The organism is Geminicoccus flavidas, assembly GCF_009806515.1.
In the GTDB taxonomy this organism is placed as follows: domain Bacteria; phylum Pseudomonadota; class Alphaproteobacteria; order Geminicoccales; family Geminicoccaceae; genus Geminicoccus; species Geminicoccus flavidus.
The window spans coordinates 1-1,561 of record NZ_WUJP01000623.1 but is presented as its reverse complement, the minus strand read 5'-3'; the positions used below and the strand labels follow the sequence as shown (position 1 = coordinate 1,561).

Here is a 1,561-nt window from a genome sequence, read left to right as displayed (position 1 = left end):
CAGGCGGCACTGGCCGACATGACCCTCGTGCTGGTGCCGGCCCGGTGATCTCCCGCCGGTTCCGCCGCCTGCCCCTCCCTGCCCTGCTCCTGGCGACCTGCATCGGCCTCGCCACGGCCCCGGCCCGTGCCGAGGCCTCGCTGCTGGGCACCTGGGTGCTGGACGAGGCGGCGCTGCGCGCGGATGTGGATGCGGTGGTGGCCGAGCAGTTCCAGACCCTACCGGCCGATGCCAGGGCCCAGGCCGAGCAGGCAATGCGCGCGGAGGTCGACCGGATCGTCCAGACCGCCGCCGGGACGATCCAGTTCCGGGCGGACGGCACTGCGACCTCGGTCAGCGCCGCCGGCCTCAGCGAATGGGTATGGACCTCGAACGACGGGGTAGTCCGCCTGGAGAAGAAGGAGGCGCTGGTCAGCGACGTGCCGCTGCTCGGCACGATCGTGAACGACGCGCTCTACCTGGAGCCGGACGTGGCCGGCGAGCCCGGCCTGCCGCTGCCGCTCAAGCGCGCACCCAGCGCCCCGGGCGAGGGCCGCGGCTGAACGCTCCGCATTTCACGAGCCACCCCCGTTCGACCTCGTCCTTTACCCTCGTCAGCCCCAGGGCCCGGCCCGGCGTCCCCAGGGTCCGCCCGGCCTGGGGCTGGCCGCCGGGCGAGCTGCAAAGCCGGCCGTCCCGGCGCGGCCGGCACCGCCGAACGCCAGCAGCCGCCGGATCCGTTCCGCGGTCGGCGGGTGGGTCCGGAACATGCCGGCCAAGGCACCGCCGTGCAGCGGGTTGATGATGAACAGGTGTGCCGTCGCCGGATTGCGCTCCGCCGGGCCGACATAAGTCCCGGCGGCGATCTGCTCGATCCGCTGCAGCGCACTGGCCAGTGCCCGGGGATTGCCGCAGATGACGGCACCCTCGCGGTCCGCCTCGAACTCGCGGCCCCGGCTGATCGCCATCTGCACCAGTATCGCCGCCAGCGGTGCCACGATCATCGCCAGCAGCAGGCCGATGCCACCTAAGGGATGGTCTCGGTCCCGGCTGCCGCCGAAGAACAGGCCGAACTGGGCGAGAAAGCCGATGGCACCGGCAAACGTGGCCGCCACCGCCATGGTTAGCGTGTCGCGGTGCTTGATGTGCGCCAGCTCGTGCGCGATCACGCCGGCCAGCTCGTCGCGCGACATGGCCTGCATCAGCCCCCGGGTCACCGCGACCGCCGCATGGTCCGGGTCGCGCCCGGTGGCGAACGCGTTGGGCTGGTCGCTCTCGATCAGGTAGACCTTGGGCACCGGCAGGCCGGCCCGGCCGGCCAGCTCCGCCACGAGCCGGTACAGCTCGGGTGCCGCCATCGGGGTCACCGGCTGGGCCCGGTACATGCGCAGCACCATGTCCGCCGAGCCCCACCAGGCGAACAGGTTGGTGCCGGCCGCCATGACCAGCGCGATCACCGCACCCGTGCCGCCGCCGATCGCATAGCCCACGACCAGGAACAGGGCGGTCATCGCCGCCAGCAGCAGGAAGGTGCGCAACGTCGCCATGCTCAGCTCCAGGGCCTAGCCATTAATTACGAGCT

General features: G+C 72.3%; 2 protein-coding genes. One reads left to right on the top strand and one right to left on the bottom strand.

Going from position 1 to position 1,561, the window contains the following annotated elements; genetic code table 11:
- Window positions 1-542 (top strand): hypothetical protein (locus EQG76_RS17560; RefSeq protein ID WP_235031423.1); only part of this gene is annotated, 542 nt, incomplete at its 5' end.
- A gap of 51 nt (window positions 543-593) precedes the next feature.
- Here EQG76_RS17560 and htpX read toward each other — a convergent pair.
- On the bottom strand, window positions 594-1,526 hold the full coding sequence (gene htpX, locus EQG76_RS17555; protein ID WP_159715684.1) for a zinc metalloprotease HtpX: 933 nt from the start codon (window positions 1,524-1,526) through the stop codon (window positions 594-596).
- Window positions 1,527-1,561 lie beyond the last annotated feature (35 nt).

Coding starts and splice junctions, on each gene's coding strand:
- htpX (WP_159715684.1), bottom strand. CDS start 1,526: ATGGCGACGTTGCGCACCTTCCTGCTGCTGGCGGCGATGACCGCCCTG.